The sequence below is a fragment of the Metallosphaera sedula DSM 5348 genome (assembly GCF_000016605.1).
Classification (GTDB): Archaea; Thermoproteota; Thermoprotei_A; order Sulfolobales; family Sulfolobaceae; genus Metallosphaera; species Metallosphaera sedula.
Genome location: NC_009440.1, coordinates 1,329,198 through 1,350,942, shown reverse-complemented (window position 1 = coordinate 1,350,942; position 21,745 = coordinate 1,329,198). Strand labels below are relative to the sequence as shown.

The window sequence follows — 21,745 nt, the reverse complement described above, 5'->3', positions numbered from 1 at the left end:
GGAATCCGGGATCCGATCTGTGAGGGCCCATACGCGAACTCTGAGGGTGTAGTAAAAAGTCCGTTATAATTATAAAATATCAGTATGTCAATATTAACTAAAGTTTAAATGATAAAAATTTTAAGAGAGAACTTACAATAGGTCTTGATTAGACATGACTGCAACTTTTGAAAAACCGGATATGTCAAAACTAGTTGAGGAATTGAGAGCCCTAAAGGCCAAGGCTTACATGGGTGGAGGAGAGGAGAGAGTACAGGCTCAACATGCTAAGGGCAAGCTGACAGCGAGGGAGAGGTTAAATCTCCTATTCGATGAGGGGACCTTTAACGAGGTCATGACCTTTGCCACGACAAAGGCTACTGAGTTTGGATTGGATAAAAGCAAGGTCTACGGAGACGGCGTAGTAACTGGATGGGGACAGGTCGAGGGAAGGACTGTATTTGCATTTGCCCAGGACTTCACGTCTATAGGAGGCACGCTAGGGGAGACTCACGCGTCTAAAATAGCTAAGGTTTATGAGCTCGCATTAAAGGTTGGAGCACCTGTAGTTGGGATAAATGATTCTGGAGGAGCCAGAATACAAGAGGGCGCAGTCGCACTAGAGGGTTACGGTACGGTCTTTAAGGCCAACGTGATGGCATCTGGCGTAGTTCCCCAGATAACCATAATGGCTGGTCCAGCTGCGGGAGGTGCAGTTTACTCACCAGCCCTCACTGACTTCATAATCATGATAAAGGGCGACGCCTACTACATGTTTGTGACCGGTCCAGAGATCACAAAGGTGGTGTTGGGTGAGGACGTTTCATTCCAAGACCTAGGTGGAGCCGTAATTCACGCAACTAAATCAGGCGTGGTTCACTTCATTGCGGAGAACGAACAAGATTCCATTAACATAACCAAGAGGTTGCTCTCTTACCTACCCTCTAACAACATGGAGGAGCCACCCTTCATGGACACGGGAGACCCTGCGGACAGGGAAATGAAGGACGTGGAGAGCGTTGTTCCAACTGACACCGTCAAGCCCTTTGATATGAGAGAGGTAATATACAGGACTGTGGACAACGGCGAGTTCATGGAGGTGCAGAAGCATTGGGCTCAGAACATGGTGGTTGGATTTGGAAGGGTAGCCGGGAACGTGGTAGGTATAGTAGCAAATAACTCCGCCCATCTGGGGGCAGCCATAGATATAGACGCCTCAGACAAGGCGGCCAGGTTCATAAGGTTCTGTGACGCTTTTAATATTCCCTTGATTAGCTTGGTGGACACTCCTGGTTACATGCCGGGAACAGACCAGGAATATAAGGGCATCATTAGGCACGGAGCAAAGATGTTGTACGCCTTTGCTGAGGCAACAGTTCCCAAGGTCACTGTGGTGGTTAGAAGGTCCTACGGTGGCGCTCACATCGCCATGAGCATAAAGAGCCTTGGAGCGGATCTCATATATGCTTGGCCCTCTGCAGAGATAGCGGTGACTGGGCCTGAGGGGGCCGTGAGGATCCTGTACAGGAGAGAAATTCAGAACAGCAAGTCTCCTGACGATCTCATCAAGGAGAGAATAGCTGAGTACAAGAAGTTGTTCGCCAACCCCTATTGGGCAGCTGAGAAGGGATTGATTGACGACGTAATAGAGCCCAAGGATACGAGGAAGGTAATAGCGTCAGCCTTGAAGATGTTAAAGAACAAGAGGGAGTTCAGGTACCCCAAGAAGCATGGAAATATACCCCTCTAAGGCCTTCTTTTCTTTACCAAGAGCCTATTTCCCTCAATTCTAGTTTCTTGGGCTAAGACCCTTAACACCAGCTCCAGCTTTTTCAGGGTATCCTGATCTCCCTCAAACACAAGTTCCTCTCCGTCCTTAGCCCTAAAGAACTCCTCCAATAACTCTTGCAGCGTCCTTGACAACCTTCTCACCTACCTTCTCTCCTATGAGTGCCTTAACTTTCTCCGGGTTCATGACTAGGTCCTCCGGCTTAGTTAAGCCGTTCTGATACAGTAACCTTCCCCTCTTCCTTCCAATTCCAGGAACTCTCACTAGGTCTAGCAGATCCTCCTTAACGCCGTCTGATACTCTCCTGTTGAGCAGGAACATGATATCAGCATGCGACTCCCACTCTAGGGCCTTGCTCACTTGATATCCCGAGTAGGTTAGCCACTCCATGGTTTCGACTATGGACCTGAGGTCACCAGACCCAATTCCGTACTTTGATAGAATCGCATCCTCATCCACTTCCTCTATCCAGTCGTGAACTATGAGCGCGATCTTAAGGGCGGAGAAATATTGAAAGGCTTCATCCTCGTCATCTGGCACATCCGTGAAGGGAGGACAAGGCGCCCACTCCAAGAGATCATCCTCCTCAGGTTTACTCACGTTAGCTATGGGTCCATCGGGCGTTAATGCTAACATGTGAAGGTATGGAATGTCGCAGTTTTCGGCCTCACTCATGGATAGGGTATCCTTGATTAACTTCGCTGTGAATGGATTGATGTAAAGATCTGCAACCCTTCTTCCGAACTTGGTCAGTTTGACGCCATCGCTGAGGAACTCGTTCTCTCTCAACCAGTTCAGCCCCGTCTCAAGGTATGTCTTCACGAGCTCGTGATCTAGAAAGGTCTCTTGAGCCATAGTTCTTACGAACTCCTCGTTTGCTCCGTCCTCTGACGCTAACCCCAGCAGAAAGGAGTAAAACGCGGACTCGTTACCTAGCCTGGATTCAAGTGGTTCAGGTGGGGAAAGAATGTACTTCTTCGCTATCCTCTCGGAGTCCTTCCTGTTCCTCACAACTATGACTGCCTCGCCTTCACTATCATAACCCGGTCTTCCTGCCCTTCCACTCATTTGCTTGTACTCCATCACAGAGATTTCCTCTTGAAAACCTAGGATCTTCCTGTTGAACCTGTAAATATCCCCTACCACAACTGCCCTTGCTGGTAAGTTTACGCCAGCAGCCAGCGTAGGAGTTGCCGTTATCACCTTGATCACTCTCCTCCTGAACCCCTCCTCAATCAAGTCTCTCAATCCCTTAGATAGACCAGCGTGATGGAAGGCAACCCCCCTACTCATTAGCTCAGCTAGGGTGTTCCTCTCCTCAGATCCAGCGTCCTCAACTTCTCTGAGCCTAGAGACTATATCCTCAACCTCCTTTTTCTTCAGGGGGAAATTCAGCTCCGCTATCTTCCTTGCAGTTGTCTCAGCCATCTTCCTAGAGTTCCTGAATACTAGAACCTGACCACCCTCCTCCACAATCTTCTTGGTGTATGCTAGGATACCGTCATTTCCCTTGAGCTGTATGCTTACCCCGTCAGTGTAGGTTAGGACTATCTTTCTGTCATTTACAAGTATACCTTCCTTGAGGGGGACAGGTCTCCAGTTAGTTTTCACGGGTGTGGCGTTTAACCACTCCGCAATGGCGTCGGCGTTGCTTACAGTTGCGCTAAGCCCCAGTAAGTTCCTCCTCTTGGATCTCACGGCCACGCTTTCCACCACCGGACCCCTCTTTCCATCATTTAGATAGTGAAATTCGTCAAGGATGAAGTAGTCCGATTCCTTCAACCAAGAGGGGTTATGTCTCCACAGGGAATCCAGCTTCTCATAAGTCGTGACCACAATGTCATACCTGCTCAGAAACGCGTCATCTGTATCGTAATCCCCGGAAGTCATCCCTACCTTGTAACCTAAGATCTCCCAATCCTTGAAGGTAACATATTTTTCAGAAGTGAGTGCTCTCAAGGGAGTAACGTAAATTGCTCTCTTACCTCCACGGAGAAGATGAGATATCATTCCTAGCTCTGCTATGAGCGTTTTTCCAGAGCCCGTGGGAGAGGTCAGAAGTAATCTTCTTCCCTCCAGTAGCCCCTTTTCCACTGCCTCAGATTGCACAGGATTTAAGGTAACTATCCCTCTTCTTTTCAGGACCTCCTTCACCTTAGCATCCATGGGTAGGTCTTCGACGCTGATTATTTTCATAGAAGAAAACTCGTTTCCACTAATTAAAAAGGCATCAAAAGACGGTTTTCCTTAAAAATGTAGGAGTATTTGTGAGATAATCTGTTATAGTATCGTTACACCAATTTTATTTGTGTATTACAAGAAGATTTTAAAATCTAAACGATAGTATCTTTCTTCCTGAATGTCAAAGGGATCTCAAGAGCAGCGAAATGAAGAGCCTAAACGGGTCATAGGAATCCTTGACTTAATATTTATCTCCTTGGGTGGACAATCGCCTTTCCTCAGTGTGTTAACCTACGGTGTAGAGGCGTACCTTCTCGCGGGTACGGGAGCGTCACTGGCCATTATACTAGGTACTATCCTGGTTCTAGTTAACGGAATGTCAGTTTATATCTTATCTAGGAAATTTACTAAAACTGGAGGGTATTACACCTACGCATATTATTCCCTAACGAAGAGGCTTGGCTTTGAGACAGGCTGGCTGTATCTCCTCTACTCCTCCATGTACGGTTCGGCATACGTATTAGGCGCCTCCTACATTCTTTCCACAATAATCCCTGTTCCTGCCATCGCGGTTGCAGCAATAATCCTCACTATTTCCAGCATATTTGCAATTTTGGGAATAAAACCCACAGCCAAGTACGCCATAGTTGCAAGCCTGATAGAGATAGGTATGATGGCTGCCCTAGCTGTGCTATTTATGGCCTCCACGCATTTCTACCTTTACAACCCAATTCCGTCCAACATTAATCTGTCCACTCTTGCCTTGGCAATTCTTTTCGGCTCTTCTATTCCCACAGGTTACGGTTCCATAACTCCCTTATCAGGGGAAGTTAAGAATCCAGAAAAGAGTGTTCCAAGGGCTATAATAACTGTCATATTGTTAGGCGGGCTACTGGCCGCATTTGACATTTATGGAATAACGGATCACGTGATCTATTTCCATTTAGTGGCTAATCAATTGAATTTAATTCAGCTTATTGAGGACAGATTCGGTCTATTGACTCTCGCGTTTGTCCTGTTCGCAGCTGCCAACGACGGTATACTAGCCACTTTAACGTATATTATGGCAACCTCTAGAACCATTTTCGCTATGTCTAGGGGAGGATTTTTACCAGAGATACTTGGAAGACTTGAAACGGGAAGAGGTCCGCTTTATGCGGTCATAGTCACTGTGGTAAGTTTCGTGATCATAGTTCTAGGCGGAATTCTGATTACGGGTTTTAATGCCTTCCTTGCCTTTTCAATAACTGGTTTAGTCTCACTACTGGCAAACATATTTGTTCACTTGGCCTCAGATTTCTCTCTCTTCAAGATCTCACTTTCTAAAATAAACAAAAGAATAAGCTGGTTAGTGCTTTCATTGGGAGGTATAGCGTTCTCATCATACGAACTACTTCAGTCAATAAGGACCTCGTCACCAGTGATAGTCTACTTCTTTATGGGAACCATTATCCTAGGATTCCTAGCTGCTGAAATAATAGAAATGAGCGAATCAGGAAAGGAAGAGGACTATCCAGAGAGGAATTCACAGGCAAATCAACAGGGGAGTCATGACCAAGCCAATCATCATGAAAAGCAGCAGGTCAATGGAAAAATCAGGGTGAAAAGGTCGGACGGCGAGGAGGTAACCTAGTTAGTGATGTCCGTGACTGTGGTGTTCCCCATGTGTAGGCTCATGCGTTTCCTTTAGTTCTCCCTTGATTAATTTGTTGAGGACACCCTCGACTTTGCCCTCTGCCAGGTATATCTTGGCTTTTCCCTCCAGAAACCTAACCCCTGGTGGGCCAATCTCGGCGACGATAAAGGCAGTCACTCCCTTATCCAGAGCAGACCTAAGCATGTATATCCCCCTAGCAGCCATTGCCGTAAGTGCAGGGTTATCGTACTCCTCTAACAGCTTGACCTCCTTATCCACCTCGTAAATTCTTACCTTGAGGCCCTCTCCAGGTCCGTCAACCATTCCATTTGTCACAGGAATTGCTACCTTCATGATACCACCTTCATTAATCTCTCGCTAAGTCTTTTAATTCTATCTGTCAGGTTGCTGATCTTGGTTGGGTCGTTCTTCTTTAGATCCTCCAGATAATCCACATAAAATTCCATCTCCTCTAGAATTTCCTCGGGAGATGAGGCCTCATGTCTCATGCTTTCCTTGAAACTGGACATCATGGCCATTCTCTGTCTAATTATCTCTATTTCCTCCTTACCTATTTCAGTTAACTCGTATTTTCCGTCCTCTCTCCTCCTTATGAACCCCTCTTGGGACATTTTTGCGAGCATGGGATACAGGGAGCCGGGCGAGGGTCTCCACCATCCCTTCGTCATGCTTTCAATTTCTTTCATTATCTCTATTCCGTTCTTGGGTGACTCGTTCAGGGAGAATAGGATCACGAATCTCAGTCCTCTCCTATGACCCCTATGACCAAATCCGTGGTGAAACATTTCCTATCTAAATATCGATATCGGATTACAGATATAAATCTTTTTGGCTCTGACCATCACGAGAGAACTTTGAGAAATTAAAGGGATAGAATGATTATTCAAAGCTTAGATTGAATATTGTTTAGTGAAATTGAGACAACAACTCGGCTGTTTACTAGGACGTAAATTCTAACCTATTTTGACAATCTTTTTAAACAACCCTAAGGACATCTCTATCATGAACAAAGCTTTAGTGACAGGAGTAATAGCGATCCTTGTAATAGCGGTCGCAGTAGTAGGTTTTCTGCAGATGACATCACAGCATTCAGCGGTTCAGCAAGCTAAGGTGAATCTAGCGAGTGCACCCAGTAGCACTATTCTACTTTCCCCAGTTCAGGCTCAGGCATCAACAGGAATCTCTGGGTACACTGTGGGAGCGTGGATGGAACTGAATAATCTATCGGGATTAGCCCCTATGAATACCTTAACTTCCCAATACCTTGGCAATTTCTCCCAGATGGTAGGAACTACTTTCGCGGAAGTCTTGGTACACAATAGTACTTCTACTGCCATAACCTTCGTGTCTAAGGTAAATTCGCCGAACATCACCCAGGACTTCAGGAAACTTGCTCTCATTCTAGTTGCTGGGTATAACTTCAACGTTAATAAGAGCGGGAACCTGGAGTACGTATACGGTAACATTTCCAGTTATGGCATTGCACTAGGCTATGACGGACAACATCTAGTGGGCGTGATTGTAACAGGCGTGAATGATCCCTCTTCAGCATCCCTCAACCTGTTCATGAACCAGTACCAAGACATTCAGAACTCGCAATCCGCCCTTGTACAGCCACCATCTATATTTGGAAGCGTAAACGGGATGAAGTTGGCCTACTGGTCTTACGTTAACTATACGGCATTGGATTCCCTTAATCTTTCCAATGGAGCGGGTAGTGGATTCCTGGGTAAATTCCAGACCAAGTTTGGAAACTTCAACATGAGTAACGTTCAGTCAAAGTATCAGATGTTCAAGCAATGGAAACTTAACGTTAGCACTGGTTATTTGGCTATCTACGCCAATAGTTCCTCAGTCTTGGCTGTCCAGGTAACCCAATTCAATACCCCCTCTCAGGCACAGGCACAATACAACGAATCTCTCACTTTCTATGAAAACCTTAAGGAATACACCGGAATGAACTCGGTGATAGCTCAAGGTAACCTTAACGGAGCACCATACTTTATCGCGAACCCAAATCCAATCAACAATAATACCTTGGTATTAGAGTCAGTGTCAGGACAGTACCTGGTGATGGAAACCAATTACGCTCACGTTGCCAGTCAATCCCTACTTCTCTCCTACCTACAGAGCCTTCTAAGTCAACTGTAATTTTTTTGAAGAACTTGTTTGATTTTAACCCTTTATTGGGCCTAAATCAAGAATTGAGTTGATATTTTCAAAAAGTTAATATATTGTCCTTAACTTATTTAACGCATGAAACTTGCGTTATTGTTGGTGCTCGTGATTGTTCTTGCCCAATTAGTTCCCATTCAAGCGAAATCATATGCTACATATTACGGACCCCAGTATCAGGGTATCCTTCAAGGACAGTTACCCTCAACAGCTCAAGTCTGCATTTCTATTTTCATACCTCCAAAGAACATGAACTACCTGTACCTACTGGTGCAGGAGATAGGTAATCATCAGATACATCCTTTAAACAGGTCAGGGATCATATCCATGTTCGGTAACGTTCAAAAGGAGAAACAGATCATGAGCTATCTGGAAGCTCACGGCTTCCAGGTCGTGTACAGCAGTCCATTCTCTGTAATGGCAGTCTCTAACGCATCTAACGTGGAAAGGGTCTTCGGTACCTCTCTCTCGATCTATAAAACTGGAGGTCTCCTTTATTACAGGCCAGCTACGTCGCCAGTGATTCCCGGAGCTCTTAGTAACTCTCTCATAATGGGACTCACCAATTACACCTTGATAAAGCCAGACCTGGTAGTCCTGGGAAACATAAGCAATGGAGGACTTAGGCTATCCTCACCTTCAGGCTACTATGGGTTCCAGTTCTCCGCGACATATTATACGGGAAGGGAGATCTCACAGGCCTATGGAGCAATGCCAGGAGGTAAGAACGTAACTGTAGCTGTCATTGATGCCTATGGAGATCCCGAGTTAACTCAGGACCTTAAGGCATTCGATATGCAGAATGGTCTTCCCCCCATAAATCTCACGATACTGCCTGTGGGTCCATATCACCCTATCTATGGAATTTTCACCTCCTGGGATGTCGAGACGGCTCTCGATGTGGAGGCAGTTCACGCGATGGCTCCTTACGCCCATGTGATAGCAGTGGTAGCATCCAACTCTGGGTCAGCCCTGTTTGAGGCTGTAGATCTTGTGGTGTCTCAGGACCTTGCCCAGGTGGTATCCATGAGCTGGGGTCTCCCCGAGAACCTGATCGGCGCATCAGGATTTTACGCGTATTTTCAGGGTAGTACTCCCAATTATCCTTACCTAGACTACTACTTCGCACTTGGGACTGCAGAGGGGATTTCGTTCTTCGCCTCTTCCGGTGATAATGGGGCCTATGGCGGAACCTTAACAAGTTACGGTGGAGTTAACTTTCCAGCATCTTCACCCTTTGTCACTGCGGTGGGAGGTACATCACTTTACGTTAACTCCACGTCCGGTTCCTTAGAAAACAAGGATGCGAATGTGACCTATGGATTTGAAACTGCCTGGGGAGTCCTTCCACAGTACTTTGAGCCAGGAGTAACCAGCGTTTCATCAGGAGGGGGGATGAGTACCCTTTTCCCAGCACCTTGGTATCAGAATCAGTATCTAAACGCCTCCTATAGGGAGGTCCCTGACGTGAGTGCAGATGCAAATCCCTACACTGGATTGGTGATTTACGCTGAGGGTGTCGAGGAGGTTATTGGTGGAACAAGCTTAGCCTCTCCTCTCTGGGCTGGCGTGACAGCAGACCTAGATTCTCAACTTAATGAGTCCCTCGGTCTTCTCAACCCCATACTATACTGGATATATTCCAATTCAACTTCAACTCTGTATTCCCAGGCCTTCCATCAGGTGACGGTGGGCTTCAACGGAATTTACACCGCAACCTCAGGTTATAACATGGTGACAGGTCTTGGTACCCCCAACTATCCGGGACTTCTCAAAGCTGTCAAGGAATATCTGAAACAGCCACAGCTCAAGATCTCAGTATCCACCTTCTCTACCAATCAAACCTACCCATGGTATCCCTATAATTCCACAGTGAGGATAGTTTCATACATCACCAATGAGAGCGGTGACATTGTGAACTCCGGAAACTTTACTGCCTACATCTATACGACTAATGGCCTACTCATGAAAGTTCCCCTGCAGTTTAACGGGACTTACTGGAACGGTATGTTTGAGGTGCAAGGAGGTCCACCCAACATCTGGTCCATTGTGGTTAAGGGGTCGTCTAACGGTATTTCAGGCGTAGCACAAACCGATGTAGACGTGGGTGATTCAGTGGTTATCTCGCAACCGATTCCCTTCCCCTACTCCCTCCCCATACCTCCCAACGAACCTGTACCTGTCCAGGTTCAGGTAACGGCACCTAATGGGACACCGCTTTCGAATATGTCCGTAACAGGTTATCTCATAAAGAACGGGAAGGCTCTGCTTAACTTCACCCTACTACAATCGCAAATGCCTGGCATCTATAACGGTCAGTTCTCCCTACTTCCTAACATGCCTCAGGGGATATATCTCTTAGTGGTCAATACCACGGGCGGGTCAACTTATACATACCTTTACTTTGGGGACGCAGTTTACGGGACAGTATATCCATCGACAATCTCAGGAATGCCAGGTGTATCCCCTGGCGAGAACGTGACTTTCTTCGCTGAGACCATAAGTAGCTTCGGGCTAGGTCTATTCTCCTCAAACGTAACGGCATACGTGTACCAAGGGAATAGGTTAGTTGCTCAAGTTCCCATGATCTCTGCCCCTGATACGGCACAATATGGTGTGTTCATACTTTTCGGGTTAAAGGAGGCTAACTTCACGATACCTAGCAATTTCACGCCTGGAGTGTACAAGGTCGTATATCATGCTGTGGTTAACACATCCGTGGGTCTAGAGGATGGGAACTTCACTACCTGGTTTTACGTATCACCTTCCGTTAAATCCACCATCCTGATGCCAACTTACCTATATCAGGGTGAAAACGTGCCCATTAAGGTCAAGATAACCTACCAGAATGGGACTCCCGTCACCCAAGGAATGTTTACCCTGACCCTAATGCCCTCTGGGACCACGTTCGAATCTCTTCTGAATGAGGTGAACTACGAGGTACCTCTGCAGTATAACGCGAGTCTGGGTGAGTGGGTTGGGAACTTCACTGTTCCCTACTTCTCAGGCAGTGCCCAATTCAGGGGGAGCCAGCCAGGGGTCATCCAGGGTCCTTGGGTTGCGGTAGTTCAGGGAAGCTCTGCCCTAGGCTCTCCAACTTTCTCGACAGAGAACCTATACGTCACCGACCAAACCTATATGGGACCAATGACTATCCGAGGAAACTCGTCATTACCTTACGCAGTACAGGACGGAAACACCTACTCCCTTTACCAGGTGTATTCGCCAAACCTCACAGTTTACGGAACCTCGGTTAACATAGTGGGATCGACCGTGAGTGAGCTGAGGGTGATAAACTCCAACGTCACGGTGTCGTCATCTGAGATAGGACAGATATACGCGATTAACTCCACCTTGACCATTGTGAGCTCTAGCGTCAGGAACCCTAACGTTGCCCTTACCTTGATAAATTCTGACGTGAACCTGATCTCGTCTTTAGTTAACTCGACCTACGCCTTCAACGTGACAGGTGGAAATGTGGTTTTACAGGGCTCAACCATAGTCTCGTCCCACCTCTCGACTAGCTCTCCACCAAGGATTGTAGAGCTAACAAGCAACGTCACGTCGTCTTTCGAGGTAGTGAATGTTACAATCTCGCCTACCCTTAAGCCAATCTCAGTGTACTTGAACGGACAGGCTCAGAACTTTACCTACTCCGAGAGCAATAATTCCTTAACACTGCATATTCCATTCCATGCCTCCTCTCTGCCCGCCGGAATCTACCATTACGTAGCAGTCCTGAAGAATGGACTCGAGTACAACGTCTCCTTTACCGTGAACAATCTTTATCCGGAGGCCGTACTTCATCAGGAAATAACTTACCTGGAAGTGGGCATAATAGCCCTGGCTATCGTGGTGGTTATCCTGTTGATCCTTGTTCTGAGGGTGAGAAAATGAAGTCCTGGATTCTCCTGATTGTTCTGGTCTTGGGGTTACTCCCAGGTGTAGGGGCTTTTTCTTCACCAACCATGCCTCACAACTTCACCCTATACAACATAACGGCGATGCAGGGTCTAGATCCGAAGTACTACTCCTTCGAGGCTGTAGGGTATCTCCCACCCAACGAGACTCCTGTCACTGTCACGGTAGCCAAGAACCTAATATTCAACGATACGGCGTGGAAACCCTACTACTTGAACGTTCACATTCCCAATGGATCCTACAGCTTCATCCTCATGAACGTTAGCGTGAAGGAAGAGAATGGAACCCAGTTTGATCGCCCCTTCTACATTTTCGTGAACGGCATACCGGTGTTCTGGGGATCTACACAGGAGATTCAGAACTCGAGTGCCTCTGTAGACCTAACCATGTTTGAAAACCTCCTACACGGAAACGTAACCTTTGAACCTGTCCTCGTGAATTTCTACGACGCAAAGGTGAACATAACAGGGATCTATCTAGTCAACATAACTCTGTCCCTCTACCCAGGACAGGCCCCGAGTAACTTGCCCAACGAGTTCATACCTCTCTTCGTGAATGGGACTTTCAACTACAACTACTCGTACGTCATTCTTAACCCTAATCAGGACACTATTACTTCTTCGGTTAAGTTACCTAACGGCACGTATAGGATGTCAGCTTTCCTTTACGAGGAAGGCGGAGGACTAGACGAGTTCTGGTACAGTAACGAGCCGGCCACCAGGGACATCCTGCTCTACTATGACGGTCTCCTCGGAGGAGTAGTTCCTCCTTACGAAACAATATACACTGGTGGTATTGATCTGTTCTGGTGGAAGCCACTTTCCAGCATTAACACGCTGGCATTTCACACGCCCTATCAGGTGGATCTTACTCCTCTTCTGGCGCTGGGATCTAATGCTAACGTCACAGTGACAGTCTCTAACTTAGGAACTGCGAAGGAACTAACGGGTAGTTCCTCCTTCGACTGGGACCTATCAGGGTTCCTGGCTCTGTGGGTAAATCAGAGCAATCCTCTAATCTCTGGGCAGGTAGTGAAGGCCTATACTAGGTTTATTGACTCCTCGCCCATCTTTGTTGGCGGTTTCTCAGGGGTTCATTATCAGGAGGGAGGTAGCTACACCCTCACTTACTCCTCAATTCTAAGGTTCCTTCACGGTACCGAGATGGCAACAGTCTCCCAGACAGGAAGATTCTACGCCTCCCAGACCTTCAACAACATCTATCAATTCGCATATCTGGACGAAACCTTCAAGGAAATTGCAAATGAGACCGGGTTCTACTCCTCCTCCATGTATCTGGCGGGCAACTACCCCGTGACACTGCAGATTTCAGCGTTTGCCACTCCAATAACCTCACCTAACGTGATACCCTTCAATCTGTCATATGCGCAGAACGGATCCATTCAACTGGGTGCGAATTACCTGTACTCATTTAGCCTTAACGGTTACGTCACGAGGCAATCCCTTCAAGAGAACTTGACCGCTCAGGGAGGTTTCTCTGGGATAATTGAGGTGATCAATAGTTATGGCGGAGCCGTTCTCGTTAAGCTCACGTCCAATAACGCCCTAACTCAAAAGTACCTCACCTTCATCTATCAGGAACCGGGTGTAACCGAGTTCAGGGAAAACTTCTTCGCCATGGCCGGACAGAACAGCTCCGTGAATGCTACGGGCTACTACCTGAAAATACAGAGGAGTTTTACACCACTAACTGACCCTGCCTACCAGGAAGTTGTAAGCTTCACTGAAGATCATCTTACTGTAGATCATCTGGTGGCATATCATCGAAGTATTCTGGCGGAACTTCCTCGCTTTGCTCTTCTTCCACATCCCTCCCCTTTTTAGACGACTGGTAGTTCCTCTTACTTTTTTCCTCTATCTGGATGTATTCCTTAGCGGACTCATTAAGCACGTAGCTTAACCTTTGATAGAGCAGGGCAGCCTCTGCGGTACTCAGTTGAAAGCCAACCCTATTCTTACCGTCATCTATCACCAGAAGCAGTTTACCCTCTTGCGGAAACCCCTTATCATTCATTATCGGGGAATCCACCAGTAGTTCTAGCGTCTTAGGCTTTCCCTCCTTGTTAAATCTAGGTATTCTGAGGACTCGTTTCATGACTAACAATTAAAGTCCAGACACTTTAATCCTTTTGGGATGAAAACTTGCCCGACCGATCGGTGACGACGAGGGTTTAGCTGAGTTTAAGGTCATTTCTATAGACCTTAGAGAGCCTGTCAGCCTCCCTAAGCACTCTGGGATAACCCATCCTGCTCAAGTTGATTACGTCATCTAGGCTAACCAGGTTGCCTGGACTATAGTAGTATTTCCCTACCTTGACCCCCACCTTCTCGCCGTTGAGGACAACGTAGTTAATCCCATTCTCCTCTATAACCTCTCCCACAAGTCTCGACTTCGCAACACCTATCGTGGGGATGTTCAGGAGAACCCCAAGTACCGTGGCAATACCGCTCCTCCTGGGATGAGCTATCCCGTGTCCGTCCACGAGAAGGAGGTCTGGTTTAAGGTCTTGTAGTGCCCTTATCATGAGGGGAGCCTCTCTCATGAAGAGTAAACCTGGAATGTAGGGGAAACCTACCCTCCCTGTAGCCTTCTTTACTAGCTGGTTTTCGCCATCACACACGACCACTGCAACCCCCACCTCCCCCTTGTATGCCACATCGACACCGCATATCTCTCTTGGTTCTCCCTCCAGCTTCGCTAGGTTAACCTGTCTCGCTATTACGTTCTGAACCAGGTAGAGAAAATTCACCAGGTAATCCTGTTCCAGTTTCAAGACTTGGTCAACTCATGAAGAAACATGAACTGTTGCATTGTTTGGACGGCTCCTGGCCTGTACCTCCTGACCTCCTCCACTGCCTGATCAGGGCTCATCGCCTCTCTCAGGACCAGGTAGCCTGCGAGAACGGTACCTGTTCTTCCCATGCCCGCAACGCAATGAACCACGTTACTTCCCGTGTCTAACCATTTCATTATTTCCTGAAACTGCTCCATGGTTGGTGCATATCCGTCTGGAACTGGAACATGTAGGAACTGGAACCCCTCCTCCCTAAGTTGAGAGAAATAGTACTCCGGGTTTCCCCATGCTTCCTCTATTTCCCAGTCCTCTGCCAGGACAAGTATTTTCCTCACGCCCTTCCTTTTCCAATCACGAATCTCCTCCAGGTGAGAGGGCATATGGGATCCGCCAATTCTGTTTCTCCTCACCCAGTACAATCTTTCACCTCAGGTGATCCGCTGTTCTTCATCTACCTTTACATACTTCAAGGAAGTTTTTAAGTACCTGTATTCCGTGCTCCGTGTGTTTTACCTCAGGATGGAACTGAACTGTGAAGATGGAGTTATCGGAGTTCACCATGGATTGTATCCTCGTGGTCTCACTGCTTGCGAGTACCCTGAACCCCGGAGGTGGGGTCTTAACTTCATCGTTGTGACTCTCCCACGCGTTAAACTCGGAGGGTACCCCATTCAGGATTGTGTCGTGATCCTCTACCTTAATTCTCACGAGTCCAAACTCAGGGGTACTTGCCTTGTCTACCACGCCACCTAGTACATGGGCTATAAGTTGATGTCCCAGGCAAATACCCAGCTTCGGAACGCTTACCTCTCTGACGAACAGGGGTGAATTTCCCATCCTGTGTAGCTCCTCCTTCACGGATTGGGGACCCCCACTGAAGATGAGACAATCATACTCCTTAACCTTCTCCAGGGGTAGGGAGGGATCAATGGTTTCAATGTTTCCCCCTAGATACTTCACGTTTTTCAGGATGAGGTGGTTGTATTGACCACCGAAGTAGATGAGTCCTATCTTCACATTTTACCAGAAGATTAAGGGATTTTAAGCTCATACCCTTCCTGATTCTTCTCCAAAAGCGATTTTACTTTACCCTAGTATTGGGTTCAAATGAAAGCTCTAGTGATAGGGGCTGGACATAACGGACTGATAGCCTCTTATTACCTCAGAAAACTAGGTCTAGACGTAACGGTTCTTGAGGCATCTCACAGGATCGGTGGAATGACTGAGAGCGCGGTAGAGGCCAAGGCTGTGATAAGTAGGGCCTCATACGTCCTAGGGATTATGCCTGAGTCTCTACGAAGGGAATTTGAGATACCCATAATTGAGAGCGAGATCTTTCAGACCATTGAATATGACGGAGAACTCATACCGTTTTATCGTGAGCCAAGGAGGAGAAGAGAGGTTCTTGGTAAATATTTTCCTAAGTTCTCCGAGTTTGAGGATAAACTCTTCAAGATGAAAGAGATTATGTCATGGTTTACCTTTACCTCAAGCCCTCCTTCAAGGGAAAAAATTCTCGAGGTAGCAGAGAGGGAGGGCGTACCAGAAATGGTTAAGGACACCTCAGCTCACTTTCTGAAAGAATATCTCCCAAGGGAGGTGCACAGGTACTTCATATACCCTTCCATGGAGGACGCCCCAGCCTATATGGTGGCTTACTTCTATAACGAGTGGTCCCTTGTTCCAAGCGGAATGGGCACAATTCCAAGCCTCATAGAGAAGAAAGCTAGATCCCTGGGTGTGGAGATCAAGACTAGGAGCAAGGTGGATCAAATCGTGATTAGGAACGGCAAGGTAACAGGAGTGAAAGTTGGAGATAGGGAATTGAAGGCAGACTTGGTCGTGTCTGCAATTAGCCCCGTTGCTACTTTCTCGATGACAGAGCCGTTGATGGACCTGAAACTGGATCCGGGGAAAGGAGGATGGGTCAAGTACAACGTGGTATTTAGGGATGGAGTCAAGGTTAGGGACGATCTCAAGCCATACTTGCAGGGTATAATTGACCTAGAGGTGGGCGAAATTATAATGCCCTCAGTCTTAGATGAGACGAGAGGAGCCCCAGTCCTAGAGTTCATGGGAGATAGGGAGGAGGTCTTGTCCATGTTTAGCGGGGAGATCCTGTATGAGGAGAAGATAACTGCAGACTATGCGTTGAGGTACTATCATGCACCGGGTGGGAACCTCAATCATCTGCCCATGAGGTATCCCTACCTCTTTGATGGTAGACCCGTAAAGGGATGGGGTTATAGGACGCCAGTTAAGGGATTATACCTCTCAGGGGCAGGAACCTACCCCGGAGGACAAGTTACAGGAATACCAGGTTACAATGTGGCCTTGGCTGTGGAAGAGGATCTTCAACAGGGTTTTTAATTCCTGGATTTATCTTCCCCTATGGAGAACAAGATTAAGGAGTGGCTGACCTCGCTTGGAATGAAGGTTTGGACCCCAGATGGAGCTAAGGAATACTTTCATGTAAGCGCTTCACCTCCTCAGGGAGCCCCTGTGGTCGACGTGGTTCGTCCAACTAACATGACACCGTTCTACATTGTGGGAATGGGCATAGCAGTACATCAGGCTCACCAGGACACGCTCAGGAAAATGAGCACGTCGAGCAGGAAAGCTTTCATTGACGAGATAAAGTATTACCTCATGGAGATGGAGGTTGACGTGGCCTTCCTTCCGCCAGGTCAAGAGATTCCACAGCTAATAAACGTGAGCAAGGTGGTTTATCAGGACGGTCTTAGGGCAAACGACTTCCTCGATACTTTCTACTCAGTGAGGAACGCAGGAACCTACGTGATTATGAGATTCTTGGATGCATTTGGAGCTGGGGAAAATAGACCCAGCACAATGTATGGGTGAGATCATGGACCCAGTTAAGGTGTTTAAATCCCTGGGATTGAACGTAAGAGAGGTCCCCCAGGCCAAGGAGTTTCTACACCTGGCAATATCCCCTCAGCAGGGTGGACCCCAACTGGAGCTAGTGAAACCAGAGAAGGACTCGAAGGTCTACGTACTGGGTATGGCCGTGGGAATTCATCAGTATCATCAATCCCAGTTGAAGTCCCTTCCTCCTAACGAAAGAAAGGAGTTCCTCACTAGCATGAGGTACAGATTACTTAGGATGAAGATAGATGTGGGATTCACTCCTCCTGACGATGAAGTTCCTCAACTTGTGTTTGTGAGCAGGGTAATGCTCGACGAGGATCTCACCGAGAATGACGTGATGAATGTCATGTATAAGGTCAGAAATGCGGGGACTCTAGTTATTTTTATGTTCGCCGACAGATTTGGTGTACCTCAACCTACGAGCAAGTACATGTAAAGTCAGAAAAGAGAATGAGGCCACCCCGAAGGAGATTAATGCTGGTAGTCCAAGTCCTGCGAAATAATCCTGAAGAGCTAGATCTAGGATCAGTCCGTACGCGAAGAGTGATGCCTTGGGGTCGTATATTAGCGTCACCCTCCTGCTCCACGTTACGTAGATCAGGAGGGAAATGAAATACCAGGAGACGAAGTTTGAGATGGGTACGCCAAAATATTGTCCAGGAGTTATCCAGTGCCAGTCAAACTTGGAGAACAGGGGATCCACCGTTAAGTCTATTATTACCATTATCCATGAGGAGATGAAGGGATTCCCTGAAGGGAGAAATGAGAAGTAAGCCAAGGTTGCCCAGAGGAAGGGAATAATGATTGGAACTCCCAACACCTCATACCCTAGCCCTGAGGTATAGTAATATCTCCCGAAGGGAAATCCAGTATGTACCCCTAAGAACTCGAAGAGGAAACCAATGGAGAATCCTATCACGAAGAAGATGACCGATCTTCTCCCCAGTTTCACGTAGGAATGATAGAAGTAGGTCGCAATCAGAACCAGGATGGGTATGCCCAGATTGAATCCTGGAAGATTCGTTAGTTGAGGAAGCGTGGCTAGGAAAAGGTACACTAGATAGGCATAGCTAACTATCCATATCCTTTCCATGATAGTATGTTAAGGAGACTGGTTAAAGCCTTTCAATAGGAAACTAAACGGTCTTAGGTTTCTCCTCCCTTCTCTCCTCCTTTCCCCTTAACAATGTGTAGTATAAAATCCCACCTAGAGCTTGCATCACTCCTCCAACCTCAAGCGGTAATGCAAAGCTTTCCTCAAGAAGGTATCCACTTAATCCTGAACTCATTTGCGACAGACGTGTGGCGACTCCTTGAAGACTTGACGCGGTACCGAAATCGTCCTCTGAGACCCCTCTTACGTTTATTGCGGTCCTATTGGGCATACCTACACCAGCGTTAAACCCCCTCACTACGTAAAGCGCTCCCGCCAGGGGAAGGAACGGGGAGATTGCCATGGCCAGGAGAAATCCACCGTTCATTATCCTGGTTAGGGATGCCAACCTAAGGGGATTTCTCGAGATACGAGTGGCAATATAGGACCCTAAGGAGGTGCTCAAGGACGCCCCCGTGAAGATAACCCCTATTATCAAGGGAGATGCATGAAAGCGTAGATTGAACCAGAGAGGAAGAAGGGGAATAGCCAATCCAACACCTGCACCTGATAAGGTGTTAGAGACTATTACCTTAGAGATGTACCTCAGACTTCCCTTTCTCATGAACTTTGTACTCTTCTTCTCTCCTCTCCTTTCCTCTACCTTAAGAATACATAAGGCAGAGGCGAAAAGAAGACCAGAAGCTACCCCAAAGAGGAATCGAAAGTCATTCACGTTTCCGAAGGGCAGGTAATCGTGAAAGCTCAGCAGTATACCACCACCTGCTCCAGCTAAAGCGGAGATTGAGGTTAGCTTTCCCAATCTCCTTACCCTTTCTTGGTCTTCCTTCCAGTTCCTCGCCACTAGGGCAGTTAATCCAGGGGAGAAGGCCCCCCTAGCTCCCCCTGCGGTTCCGCCTAAACCTGTGATTATCGCTGACGGAATTACCACGAGGGGATTCCTGGTGGAGATAAGGAGTATTAGGGCAATCGCTGGAATTAGGTCTCCTAGAATGAGGGACTTCTTGTAACCTACCCTGTCCCCTAACATGCCCAGGGAAAGGGAGAACCCCGCTATATAGCCGGTCATTCCCAGGAATACCAACCCTATTATCACGGGTGAGAGACCGAGCGTGGAAAGGTAAAGGGAACTCGATATGGTCACGAACATTATGCCTATGCTTCTAAGAGCTCTAGAAAGAAGTAGCCAGTTGAACGAGTCCAAAAAATCCACCAAGTATTCTATTCCTGTTCCACTTTATTTCTTAGTGTTCCAATACCCTCTATGGTCGCCTCCATCACATCCCCAGGCTTGAGGTACTTCCCCTTTGCAAAACCGACTCCTGGTGGGGTTCCCGTGGAGATTATGTCACCAGGGGAAAGGGTTATGCCCCTTGACGCCCAACTCACAAGTTCCTGGACATTAAAGATGAGATCCCTAGTGTTTCCGTTCTGCTCCACGTTGCCATTTACCTTGAGGATCATGGAGAGGGAGTTGGGGTCTCTTATCTCATCTCTAGTCACAATTACAGGTCCCACTGGCGTAGTCCTATCCATTGCCTTTCCCCAAACCCAGTTTTGGCCATATGGGTTCAAGATCTTTGGCCATCCCTCAGGGAATTGCCAATCCCTAACAGACACGTCGTTAAACACTGTAAACCCGAAAACGTGATCCAGGGCACGTTCAGGCTCCACGTACTTCCCAGGTTTCCCTATGACTATCCCCAGCTCAACTTCCCAATCTAGCTTCTCAGTAACCTTGGGTTTAACAACTGGCATTTCGTGGCCCACAAGGGAGCTTGCAAACTTGGTGAAAAAGTAGGGTTTAGGTGGAGGCGGAGTTCCAGCCTCCTGGCCGTGCGCCTTATAGTTAACTGCGGGGCAGAGGATCTTCTCAGGGAAGGGTACAGGGGGAGACCACTCCAGTTGACCTGAAAGTTCGGCCTCCCTAGGCCACTCTCTCTCCAGTTCGTGTAGTACGTCCATCACTGGCTTGCCCAACATTATCAACTTCTTCATGTCTAGAAGAAAACCCGGAGCTTCCCTGGTCCCATACACCAGCCTATAGGCCTCGTATAGGTCGAGTCTCCTGGAATCCCTCTCCAGGCCAACCCTAGTTTCACCGAATTTTAGGAAGGTAAAGAGCCTCATATACGCTCTTACAAGGGGAAGGAAAAAAACCTTACTTGAACCAAGTGAAAGGTTACTTGGCCACTTCCATTAGGGTCTTGAATATCTCGTTGAAGTCTGCCTTGGCCATCTCCACGAAAACTCCGTACTGTCCCATTACGCATACGGCATAATCTCCAGCAGCTACCGCCCAGCCGTGGAACGGGGACCACTTCATCCCAGAGAACTTACTGAATCCCTCGGCCTGCATCCTCCCCATCATTGTGTTCGCAGCGCACATCATGGCTACCATCTCGGCCATCTCCTTGGGCAGATTCCCCTTATACTCTGCGAGTTTCCCATCCATGGTATACTTACCTGCTGCCACTGCTCCCTTTAGTTTCATGAGTCTTTCCAGTTTCTGCGACTCTGACATGTTTATCTACTTTATATTGTATCAATCATATATATAAGATTAGTGATTAAACATTTCAAGTTACAAAGAAAACTAAAATAAATTATGATCAGTGTAGTACCTAGGTCTATAATTATAGTTCATTTTGACGGGGTTTAATTTGGAACATATATGGGCCAAGATTTAAATATTACAATATTTAGTAAATTAACTATCCTGGATCTACATCTTAACATTGGTATAAAAAGGTAGATGAGAAAGGTAAGTTATGCCAACCTTAGAAACACCCTATTCTGTTCTAAACGAGGTTATGAGGGATGTGCTTAGAAGAAGCGGAAAATCTGCTAAGGCCGAGATAGAGCTGGCACCGTTCAACCCGTCAATTCTAGGCTTTGTCAGAGCAGGTCAGGACGTGATCTACGTAAATACGGTACCTCTCAGTCAAGTGCCCCAATCGAATTTGTCCGAATATTTCTATGTTGTCATTCTTCATGAGTATCTCCATCTCCTAGGGATAGCAGACGAGAGGGAGGTCAGAAGGATCACGCTCGAAATGGTCAATGAAAAATTTGGGGAGAACAGCTTCGCTCACAACCTGTCCCTGAATCTCGTGGATCCTCGGGACGCAATGCTCATACAATCGTGGAAACTGGGAAGACCTCACACTTACATGTAATCTTGAGATTCTTTAGAAGTAGAACAGAAAATTAATACCTTGTATC

21 protein-coding genes are annotated in these 21,745 nt (G+C 47.2%); 9 read left to right on the top strand and 12 right to left on the bottom strand.

Translation table 11 applies throughout. The features are described 5' to 3' along the window. Window positions 1-154: 154 nt before the first annotated feature. Window positions 155-1,729 carry an acyl-CoA carboxylase subunit beta gene (locus MSED_RS06965; protein ID WP_012021320.1) on the top strand — a complete coding sequence of 525 codons (1,575 nt, stop codon included), beginning with the start codon at window positions 155-157 and terminating at the stop codon, window positions 1,727-1,729. Here the strand turns inward: MSED_RS06965 and MSED_RS12365 are convergent. Both MSED_RS12365 and hel308 read right to left on the bottom strand, forming a co-directional pair. Then, on the bottom strand, window positions 1,726-1,911 hold the full coding sequence (locus MSED_RS12365) for a hypothetical protein (protein ID WP_230842334.1): 186 nt from the start codon (window positions 1,909-1,911) through the stop codon (window positions 1,726-1,728). The two genes, MSED_RS06965 and MSED_RS12365, sit on opposite strands and share 4 nt — an antisense overlap. Then, a complete protein-coding gene (gene hel308, locus MSED_RS06960; RefSeq protein ID WP_012021319.1) occupies window positions 1,862-3,964 on the bottom strand; it encodes an ATP-dependent DNA helicase Hel308 in 2,103 nt (700 codons plus the stop codon). Before hel308 ends, MSED_RS12365 begins: the two co-directional genes overlap by 50 nt. Before the next feature lie 163 nt (window positions 3,965-4,127). Between hel308 and MSED_RS06955 the strand changes: the two genes are divergently transcribed. Continuing rightward, complete coding sequence (locus tag MSED_RS06955; RefSeq protein ID WP_012021318.1) at window positions 4,128-5,582, top strand: APC family permease; 1,455 nt, start codon at window positions 4,128-4,130, stop codon at window positions 5,580-5,582. Here the strand turns inward: MSED_RS06955 and MSED_RS06950 are convergent, their stop codons facing one another. Together MSED_RS06950 and MSED_RS06945 are read right to left on the bottom strand one after the other, a co-directional pair. Continuing rightward, complete coding sequence (locus tag MSED_RS06950) at window positions 5,583-5,939, bottom strand: NifB/NifX family molybdenum-iron cluster-binding protein (RefSeq protein WP_012021317.1); 357 nt, start codon at window positions 5,937-5,939, stop codon at window positions 5,583-5,585. It abuts the gene before it with no gap. After that, a complete protein-coding gene (locus MSED_RS06945) occupies window positions 5,936-6,340 on the bottom strand; it encodes a PadR family transcriptional regulator (protein ID WP_225938844.1) in 405 nt (134 codons plus the stop codon). The genes MSED_RS06950 and MSED_RS06945 overlap by 4 nt, the downstream gene beginning before the upstream one ends. 268 nt (window positions 6,341-6,608) lie before the next feature. Here MSED_RS06945 and MSED_RS06940 point away from each other — a divergent pair, with 268 nt between their 5' ends. From MSED_RS06940 to MSED_RS06930, 3 genes are all read left to right on the top strand, one after another. Further along, window positions 6,609-7,757 (top strand): hypothetical protein, encoded by a 1,149-nt coding sequence (locus MSED_RS06940; RefSeq protein ID WP_012021315.1) that lies wholly within the window; start codon window positions 6,609-6,611, stop codon window positions 7,755-7,757. Window positions 7,758-7,862: 105 nt separating this feature from the next. After that, window positions 7,863-11,678 (top strand): S53 family peptidase, encoded by a 3,816-nt coding sequence (locus tag MSED_RS06935; protein WP_012021314.1) that lies wholly within the window; start codon window positions 7,863-7,865, stop codon window positions 11,676-11,678. Beyond that, window positions 11,675-13,546 carry a peptide-N4-asparagine amidase gene (locus MSED_RS06930; protein ID WP_012021313.1) on the top strand — a complete coding sequence of 624 codons (1,872 nt, stop codon included), beginning with the start codon at window positions 11,675-11,677 and terminating at the stop codon, window positions 13,544-13,546. The genes MSED_RS06935 and MSED_RS06930 overlap by 4 nt, the downstream gene beginning before the upstream one ends. Here the strand turns inward: MSED_RS06930 and MSED_RS06925 are convergent. The 4 genes from MSED_RS06925 to MSED_RS06910 all read right to left on the bottom strand — a co-directional run bounded on the left by MSED_RS06925 (window position 13,458) and on the right by MSED_RS06910 (window position 15,534). Beyond that, window positions 13,458-13,817: a hypothetical protein gene (locus tag MSED_RS06925; RefSeq protein ID WP_012021312.1), complete on the bottom strand. Its 360-nt coding sequence runs from the start codon at window positions 13,815-13,817 to the stop codon at window positions 13,458-13,460. The two genes, MSED_RS06930 and MSED_RS06925, sit on opposite strands and share 89 nt — an antisense overlap. A gap of 76 nt (window positions 13,818-13,893) precedes the next feature. Beyond that, complete coding sequence (locus tag MSED_RS06920) at window positions 13,894-14,490, bottom strand: endonuclease V (RefSeq protein ID WP_048060321.1); 597 nt, start codon at window positions 14,488-14,490, stop codon at window positions 13,894-13,896. Between the two features lie 2 nt (window positions 14,491-14,492). Beyond that, window positions 14,493-14,936, bottom strand: a complete 444-nt coding sequence (locus MSED_RS06915) for a protein-tyrosine phosphatase family protein (RefSeq protein ID WP_012021310.1) — start codon at window positions 14,934-14,936, stop codon at window positions 14,493-14,495. Window positions 14,937-14,964: 28 nt separating this feature from the next. Next, complete coding sequence (locus tag MSED_RS06910) at window positions 14,965-15,534, bottom strand: GMP synthase subunit A (protein WP_012021309.1); 570 nt, start codon at window positions 15,532-15,534, stop codon at window positions 14,965-14,967. A gap of 90 nt (window positions 15,535-15,624) precedes the next feature. On the opposite strand from MSED_RS06910, the gene MSED_RS06905 reads away from it, so the two are divergent. Genes MSED_RS06905 through MSED_RS06895 form a run of 3 tightly spaced genes read left to right on the top strand, consistent with a single transcriptional unit; the run spans window position 15,625 to window position 17,842 of the window. Next, window positions 15,625-16,887 (top strand): phytoene desaturase family protein, encoded by a 1,263-nt coding sequence (locus MSED_RS06905; protein WP_012021308.1) that lies wholly within the window; start codon window positions 15,625-15,627, stop codon window positions 16,885-16,887. 21 nt (window positions 16,888-16,908) lie between these two features. Further along, window positions 16,909-17,379: a DUF2299 domain-containing protein gene (locus MSED_RS06900; RefSeq protein WP_012021307.1), complete on the top strand. Its 471-nt coding sequence runs from the start codon at window positions 16,909-16,911 to the stop codon at window positions 17,377-17,379. 4 nt (window positions 17,380-17,383) lie between these two features. Continuing rightward, a complete protein-coding gene (locus tag MSED_RS06895) occupies window positions 17,384-17,842 on the top strand; it encodes a DUF2299 domain-containing protein (protein WP_144418769.1) in 459 nt (152 codons plus the stop codon). Here the strand turns inward: MSED_RS06895 and MSED_RS06890 are convergent. From MSED_RS06890 to MSED_RS06875, 4 genes are read right to left on the bottom strand one after another with little or no spacing between them, the layout of a single operon-like run. Then, a complete protein-coding gene (locus MSED_RS06890; RefSeq protein ID WP_012021305.1) occupies window positions 17,780-18,499 on the bottom strand; it encodes a carotenoid biosynthesis protein in 720 nt (239 codons plus the stop codon). The two genes, MSED_RS06895 and MSED_RS06890, sit on opposite strands and share 63 nt — an antisense overlap. 43 nt (window positions 18,500-18,542) lie before the next feature. Next, window positions 18,543-19,724, bottom strand: a complete 1,182-nt coding sequence (locus MSED_RS06885) for an MFS transporter (protein ID WP_012021304.1) — start codon at window positions 19,722-19,724, stop codon at window positions 18,543-18,545. Window positions 19,725-19,741: 17 nt separating this feature from the next. Beyond that, complete coding sequence (locus MSED_RS06880; protein ID WP_012021303.1) at window positions 19,742-20,650, bottom strand: fumarylacetoacetate hydrolase family protein; 909 nt, start codon at window positions 20,648-20,650, stop codon at window positions 19,742-19,744. A gap of 52 nt (window positions 20,651-20,702) precedes the next feature. Next, a complete protein-coding gene (locus tag MSED_RS06875) occupies window positions 20,703-21,044 on the bottom strand; it encodes a DUF2173 family protein (RefSeq protein ID WP_012021302.1) in 342 nt (113 codons plus the stop codon). 247 nt (window positions 21,045-21,291) lie between these two features. On the opposite strand from MSED_RS06875, the gene MSED_RS06870 reads away from it, so the two are divergent. After that, the gene (locus MSED_RS06870; RefSeq protein ID WP_012021301.1) at window positions 21,292-21,699 is read left to right on the top strand and encodes a hypothetical protein; all 408 of its coding nucleotides are present in this window, start codon (window positions 21,292-21,294) and stop codon (window positions 21,697-21,699) included. The last annotated feature ends 46 nt before the right edge of the window (window positions 21,700-21,745 follow it).